This is a genomic window from uncultured Capnocytophaga sp., assembly GCF_937936315.1.
Classification (GTDB): Bacteria; Bacteroidota; Bacteroidia; order Flavobacteriales; family Flavobacteriaceae; genus Capnocytophaga.
Genome location: NZ_CALGWU010000059.1, coordinates 69044 through 76041, shown reverse-complemented (window position 1 = coordinate 76041; position 6998 = coordinate 69044). Strand labels below are relative to the sequence as shown.

Below are 6998 nucleotides of genomic sequence, written 5' to 3'. Positions count from 1 at the left end.
TAGATTATCAATTGAAGAAAAATAACAAAGGGAAATATATGATTACTAATATTTTGAGCGATAAAAATTTCTATATCAAACCTAAAAAGTAATAGTTTTAATCCCTAACACTTGATATCTGACATCTGAATTGAAAACTTTTTTAGCACATATCAATAAGGCTTTTGACCACCGTATTCGCTTAGCGATTATGTCGGTGTTGATGGTCAATGACAGTGCCGACTTTAATACCCTAAAGGAACTCTTAGGGGTAACCGACGGCAATCTGGCAAGCCATACCCGTGCCTTGGAAGCTGAAGAGTATATCACTATTGAAAAATCGTTTATAGGACGCAAAACTAATACAGCTTATAAAGTAACTGAAAAGGGTCGCGAGGCTTTCCAAGAGCATTTAAATGCACTCGAGAAGATTATTGGGAAATTAGCAGATTAGTAAATTTGCCAATTTGCCAATTTGCCCCCGAACCCCCGAAGGAGGACAATCCATAAAGGAGGAATATTATCTCCTTTCTTTTTTATATATGCACTTTGAATTACAAAGCGCTTTAGTGTTAATTGTTAATTATTAATTGTAAATTTAAATATTATGTATCCAGAAAAACCATCAACAACATCTAATGTATGGCAATCAAACACTTTTCGTTTGATGCTTATTGGGGCACTTACTTTGGTATTGCTCATTCCGCTCTTATTAGTGCAAAACTTAGTGAGAGAACGCAAAGAACGTCAGCAGGAGGTTATCAATGAGATTGATAGCAAGTGGGGGCGCGAGGTCTTTTTCTATGGACCTATTCTCAAAATCCCTTATAAGGTGTATAGCGACAAGAACAAAAATGTTTTTGAAACTCAATATGCTTATTTCTTCCCCGAGGAATTGAAAAATACTTCAAATGTAAAAACTGAAGTGAAGAAGCGCAATAACTATGAGTCGGTGGTATTTAATGCAACTATGGATTTTACAGGTAGTTATGTAGCTCCTAACTTTACAACTAAAGGAATTGCTAATGAGGATATCAGTTGGGATAAGGCTACAATTCTCATCCGCACTACTAATCTTGCAAGTATTAAAAACGGGGTAAGCATTCAATTAGGGGGTAAGACTTACGCTTTTGAACCTATCTATGAGCAAAGTGATAACGAGAATTATTACTCTGACTATGAGAGTAAAGCTAATGAGGTGTCCTCACTTGAAACAAGTTTTATCAACTATCAGGAGTTTTTGGCTAACCCGTCGTTTAGTTTTACGGTGCAGTACGATGGTAGCAAGAAGATAGCTATTGTACCTATCGGGAAGACGACCGAGGGCACACTTACCTCCAATTGGGCTGACCCCAGCTTTACTGGTAGCTTTTTGCCTTATACTAAACAGATAAATACCAATGGGTTTAACGCTTCGTGGAAGGTGTTGCACATCAATCGTCCGTTTGCACAACAATCGTTTGGAAGTTTGCCAAGCATTGCGCAATACACTTATGATGTAGATTTTATCATTCCTGTAGACCAATATCAACAGAATGAACGTGCTACTAAATACGGTTATTTGGTTATCTTTCTCACTTTCTTGATATTCTTCTTGACACAAAGTATCAGCAAGATAAAGATTCATATCTTTCAATACTCAATGATAGGTTTATCCCTTATCTTGTTCTATACCTTACTTATTTCTATTACTGAACACAGTAGTTTCTCGTTTGCTTACTTTATATCATCGGTAATGACTGTAGGACTTATCAGTTTGTATTCGGTTTCTATACTGAAAAATAAGAAGTTTCCTATTTTTATAGGACTTTCGTTAGCAGCACTCTACGGATTTATTTATGTGATTATTCAACTTGAAAACTATGCTTTATTAGTGGGCAGTATTGGCTTGTTCACCATTTTGGCAATCGTGATGTACGTATCGCGAAAAGTAGAGTGGGAGAGCAGGGGGTAGGTATGAGATAAAAGGTAAGAAGTAAGAAAGACTTTGCCAAGAGTTGTAGCAATAAAGGCTATGACTTTTGGCAAAGTTTTAAATGTTTTGTAAAATACTATCTCACAGTAATAGAGTTTAAAAAGCTATTCATCTCGGTAGTAGCTTTGGAGCTGTTGTTCATTGCTATACATTCTACCGACACTACTTTAGCACGGACAAAAAGCACTATACTACTGCGCTGGGTAACCTCACCCGTAGCGGGATTCACAGCGGAGTAGTTTATTTTTCTACCATAGTGAGCTCCCTTTTTGATAGAGCTTATTTGTGCAGTATTGCCTGAGGAAGCCATCACCCCTTGAGTATAGTTGTTGAGAAAACTATCCGCTACCTCTTTTTTTTGAGTTTCTGAAAAGTTTCTTTCAGCAACTAAGTACTGAGAGCGTTGAGGTAGGTCTACACTCTGCACCATACACACCGCGTTGTCTGTTTGTGCGATATACTGTCGCGCCCCTTGTGCCACACTGTACTGCGGATTTTTAGGGAAGGTTACCCAAATACCATTTTCTACTTCTTTTATTACTTGTGAAAAGAGAGATAAGGAGGTGAATAGGGTAATGATAAGAAAGAGGTTTTTCATAGGGTTTAATATTTGATTGTAAATCTTGTTTGCTAATCCATAGTTATGAGCCAAGCAATTTCTAAGACCAAGTAAAGCTTCTTGATCTTTTTAGTAATACCACTATATTTCTTTAATACATTATAAAAAACATCCTAATTGGTTTAATAAAGGTAAAATACCCCATAATTCCTGAGAAAAAGGAATGGTACAGTTTGTTTTTTAAGTTCAAATCGTTAATATTTAAATGTTTGTTCTCACCTGTTTCTAAGTCATTTCCTGCCAAAAATCGAGCTGTTCTCCGCACTAATATAAGTACAGAATTAATAGTACTCAATAGTTCGGTTCTGTAAGTATTTCTGCTTTTTCTGTTTGAATTTTAATGATATTTTTTAGTGATTGTAAAATAACATCATATTTAGCGTTTCTATAATTTTTCTCAAAAGCTTCGATTTGCTCTGGAGTATTTACATCCCAATAAAAATAGTAATATTGTTTTTTATACAAAATTGAAACTACTTTTATAATCTATTCAAAATAAAGAAGATACAGGAATTACAATAAGAGTAGGTAACGATTTAGTAATGGTTCTTATTTCATTTGATTATACCTATTTTCTCAGTAACTTCTGGGTGCAAAGGTACAACATCTTGACAATATAAACAAAAAATTTTACCTTTGCACCCGCAAACGTGCGCTGCTGCATAGGCTTCTACAGAAGCCTATGCAGCAGCGCACGTTTGCGTGGAGCTAATTGTAAATCTCCTGCAAACCAGTTGTTTAAAAAATGAAGATTTTTTTTAGTTTGCGTATGTCATTGTTTTTTCGTAATATAGCACAAATTTAAATACATTTATCATGTTTAACGTGTTTTTACACCAATTGGCTGTAAGAGAACGCCAAATCACGCTGGATGGATCCGCCGTGGTTAAAGAATCTTTACAAATGGTACAATTCCTAAAAGACCTCTTAAAGAAGGCTAAGGAAGAGGTACAGCAACGAGGTTTTACGGACCAAGCAGAAGAGATACATTTCTTCCGCAAGGTACAACCTCAAATTGTTAGCAGACTCATTTTCTACAATGAGGTTTACCAGATAGAAAGTAAAGCAACTTTACTCTCTACTGAGGCTGCTAAAAAGTTTCTAAAAGACAAAGAAACCCAATGGTTTAAAGAGTCAGAGACTTTAGAAGCAACCGATTTCTTTAGTTACATTGCTTTAGGAAGAACCAATCGTGATGTAGAGTATTTTACTCGCAATTACGACTACCTTCCTCAAAGCAATGAGGGGTATTTGTTTTCTTTTGATGGAGCCTTTTCTACTTTTCGTAGCTTTGAAGTTGCTAAGATAGGGGCTGCCAAGGAACTCTCCGATTATCTTTTTTTTTCGTACTGAAGTTAAAGAAGAAAAACTACTTTTAGAAGCACTAAATCTTCAGTGGACAGGCAAAAAAAGCCAACTAGTAGAACTCATCTATGGATTACATTCTGTTGGATGTATCTCTTATGGAAAACTCCCTATTAGTCAGATTACCAAAGTCTTTGAGAAGCTCTTTAAGGTAGAATTAGCAGAGCAGTACCATGTTTTCCATCGTATGAAAGGACGTTCAAAAAGTCTCACCCCTTTCCTTGATGAAGTAAAAGCCTCTTTACTGGTTTATATAAACAACTCCGACCAAAAGTAGTTTTGCTAACTTCAAATAAAAACGTTTAAACATTATTTAATCAGTTTTTTAGGGAAATAGACAGTTTCCCTTTTTTAGGGAGAAGGATTTATAATCAAATATTATATTCATTATTTTCAATTTAACTCTTCTATAGAAACTCCCTACACACACTTTTTCCTCTATTTCTGAAAAAAAGCCCATTATAGCCCATTGGCATTTTTTAGACATTTCTTCCTATAAACATCTCTAATATCTTCCAAAACACCTATTAATCTCTTTACAATCAACGTAATAAATAAAAATCACTTCAACTGCGTTAAAATGCACATTTCAATGGGTAGTACTTGGCAGTTTATGTTTTGTATTTGTCAGAACTTTGCCGCCGAGAATTTAACCCTATACGCAATGAATTTAATCACCATTGAAGAATCCGCTTGGAAAGCCCTTATGGAGCAACTCCAAAGCATTGAAAACCGACTCAAGCAAGAGCCTATTGAGTGGGATAGTTTGTGGCTCAACCAAAAAGAAATCTGTCAATATCTCCACCTAAGTGAGAAAACCCTATGGCGAATGCGCAAACGCAATGAAATCACCTACTCCAAAATTTATGGACAGTATTTCTATACTTTGGGAAGCATTCGCAAACTCCTTATCAGTCAATCGGTAGAAAACACTGAAAGCTACTTGCAATCTCTCACTCAAAAAGCCAAAGGTTATGTTGAAAAAGCAAGATATTTTAAGTAGAACCGAAGGAGGACTACAGGTCTTCCAGCACTATCTACAAGGCAACTGGCGGGTAGGTAAAAACTTTAAAAACCCTTTCTATGACGATAAAAATGCTTCCTGCAATATCTATAAGGACAAACAAGGCATTTATAAAATGAAAGATTTTGGCAATGATACTTTCAGGGGTGACTGTTTTTTCTTAGTAGGTTACCTCTATCAATTGGACTGCCGAAATGCCTCTGACTTTATCGAAATCCTAAAAATTATCAATAGAGATTTACATCTGGGGTTAGAGGAATCCACCTCTATAATTACACAAAAACCTCAAATACCACCTACTATCACCATAGAAAGTACTACCCCAGAAACCAAAAAATCTATCTCTTATCAATTTACCCAAAAACCTTTTACCCAAGAAGAATTAGCCTATTGGCTGCAATACGGCATCACTCAAGAAATCCTGAGCAAATACAACGTGATCTCTCTGCAAAGCTATTCAAGCACCAATAAAGACGGCAAACCTTACACTATTTTCTCCACCTATAAAGAGTGGATGTTTGCTTACCTTTTTAAAAAGCATTTAAAAGTTTATCGTCCCTTTTCTAAACTGCGCTTTCTCTATGGAGGTAACCCTGAAAACTATTGCTTTGGTGAGTCTCAGCTACCTCTACAAGGCGACATTCTCTTTATCACTGCAGGTGAAAAAGATGTAATGAGCTTAGCCAGCAGGGGCTTTTCGGCTATCTGTTTCAATAGCGAAACAGCCCACATTCCTTTACAAAAGCTCCAAAAGCTAAAAATGCGATTCCGACATTTAGTCCTTTTGTTCGACAGCGACGAAACAGGTAAAAGAGCCTCTTTAGAGCAACAAGCCCAATTAGCACCTTTAGAAGTATTTCGTTTGGTCTTACCTCTTTCAGGTACTAAAAGGGATAAAGATATATCCGATTATTTTGCACAAGGTAAAACGGGTAGAGACCTATTGCAACTCTTTTATCAGACCCTTAGCAAACACTATGAAGAAAGCCTATCACTACTTAAAAACTGCGAAATCCAATGGGATAAACCTCCCCAAAAGCAAGAAACAATCATCTCCATTGGCAAAACTCCTGTAGGAGTACAGAGTAGTTTATTGGGTATTACAGGAGGCGAAGGTACAGGCAAAAGTCATTATGTAAGTGCCCTCATTGCAGGTTGTCTTAACAGTAAGAACCTTCCTATTGACACATTGGGCACAACGCTACTGCCTTGTCCCAAAGATAAAGTGGTGCTATTTTTCGATACAGAACAGTCTCAAGACCAGCTTTATCAAAACATCAGCAAACTGCTTAAAAGAGCTAAACTAACCTCTCTTCCTGATTTGCTACACGCCTTTTGCCTCACCCAACTCCCTCGCAGAGAGCGATTAAAGGTCATTCGTGAGGGCTTGGAGAGTTTTTACTACCAATGTGCAGGCGTGCATTTGGTGGTTATAGATGGTATAGCCGACCTTATTGGAGCTGTGAATAACGAGCAAGAAAGCGTGGAACTCATAGAAGAGCTTTACCTTTTGGCAGGTAACTACAAAACCTGTATTGTATGCGTATTGCACCTCACCCCCAGTGGGCTTAAACTCCGTGGTCATTTAGGCTCTGAACTACAACGCAAAGCAACGGCAGTGCTTTCCATCGAAAGGGAGAAAAACAGTCCTATCTCAGCGGTCAAACCGATGAAAATTCGCAATGGTAGCCTTAGCGATACCCCACAAATACTTTTTAGATGGAACAATGAGCTGGGAATGCACAGTTATGTAGGCAATCAGAAAAACGAAGACCAAAAACCCAATAAAGCCAGTACCTTAGCCTCGTTAGTTTCTCCTCTTTTTAAAGAGCGAACTTTGTGGACAGTTCAAGAGCTGAACATAGAAATTCAAAAACGAACTGATGTAAAGGAACGCACCGCAAAAGGTTATATCCGCACCTTAAAGGAAATGGGCATTTTAGTCCCTCAAGAGGGTAATGACCAACTCTTAGGAATGGGCAGTGTGCTAAAAGAACTTTTGGAGGATAACAAGAACTCACAAGGATAAGAAGAAC

At 37.2% G+C, this 6998-nt stretch carries 7 protein-coding genes; 6 read left to right on the top strand and 1 reads right to left on the bottom strand.

The window, feature by feature from the left end; all coding sequences use genetic code 11:
- Positions 1–130 precede the first annotated feature (130 nt).
- Together Q0162_RS12190 and creD are read left to right on the top strand one after the other, a co-directional pair.
- On the top strand, positions 131–433 hold the full coding sequence (locus Q0162_RS12190) for a transcriptional regulator (protein ID WP_009412004.1): 303 nt from the start codon (positions 131–133) through the stop codon (positions 431–433).
- A gap of 153 nt (positions 434–586) precedes the next feature.
- The gene (gene creD / locus Q0162_RS12185) at positions 587–1933 is read left to right on the top strand and encodes a cell envelope integrity protein CreD (RefSeq protein WP_297892155.1); all 1347 of its coding nucleotides are present in this window, start codon (positions 587–589) and stop codon (positions 1931–1933) included.
- A 97-nt stretch (positions 1934–2030) separates the two neighbouring features.
- Here the strand turns inward: creD and Q0162_RS12180 are convergent, their stop codons facing one another.
- Complete coding sequence (locus Q0162_RS12180; RefSeq protein WP_297892154.1) at positions 2031–2552, bottom strand: hypothetical protein; 522 nt, start codon at positions 2550–2552, stop codon at positions 2031–2033.
- A gap of 837 nt (positions 2553–3389) precedes the next feature.
- Here Q0162_RS12180 and Q0162_RS12175 point away from each other — a divergent pair.
- The 4 genes from Q0162_RS12175 to Q0162_RS12160 all read left to right on the top strand — a co-directional run bounded on the left by Q0162_RS12175 (position 3390) and on the right by Q0162_RS12160 (position 6991).
- Positions 3390–3926 (top strand): RteC domain-containing protein, encoded by a 537-nt coding sequence (locus Q0162_RS12175; RefSeq protein WP_297892151.1) that lies wholly within the window; start codon positions 3390–3392, stop codon positions 3924–3926.
- Entirely contained in the window at positions 3886–4215 is a 330-nt protein-coding gene (locus Q0162_RS12170) for an RteC domain-containing protein (RefSeq protein ID WP_106098241.1), read from the top strand. Before Q0162_RS12175 ends, Q0162_RS12170 begins: the two co-directional genes overlap by 41 nt.
- A gap of 315 nt (positions 4216–4530) precedes the next feature.
- A complete protein-coding gene (locus Q0162_RS12165; RefSeq protein WP_277124557.1) occupies positions 4531–4941 on the top strand; it encodes a helix-turn-helix domain-containing protein in 411 nt (136 codons plus the stop codon).
- Positions 4913–6991 carry a bifunctional DNA primase/helicase gene (locus Q0162_RS12160; RefSeq protein WP_297892149.1) on the top strand — a complete coding sequence of 693 codons (2079 nt, stop codon included), beginning with the start codon at positions 4913–4915 and terminating at the stop codon, positions 6989–6991. Before Q0162_RS12165 ends, Q0162_RS12160 begins: the two co-directional genes overlap by 29 nt.
- Positions 6992–6998 lie beyond the last annotated feature (7 nt).

Bases quoted from the DNA above. Each gene is read 5' to 3' on its own strand.
- creD (WP_297892155.1), top strand. From the start codon at position 587: ATGTATCCAGAAAAACCATCAACAACATCTAATGTATGGCAATCAAAC.
- Q0162_RS12180 (WP_297892154.1), bottom strand. From the start codon at position 2,552: ATGAAAAACCTCTTTCTTATCATTACCCTATTCACCTCCTTATCTCTC.
- Q0162_RS12175 (WP_297892151.1), top strand. From the start codon at position 3,390: ATGTTTAACGTGTTTTTACACCAATTGGCTGTAAGAGAACGCCAAATC.
- Q0162_RS12165 (WP_277124557.1), top strand. From the start codon at position 4,531: ATGGGTAGTACTTGGCAGTTTATGTTTTGTATTTGTCAGAACTTTGCC.
- Q0162_RS12160 (WP_297892149.1), top strand. From the start codon at position 4,913: ATGTTGAAAAAGCAAGATATTTTAAGTAGAACCGAAGGAGGACTACAG.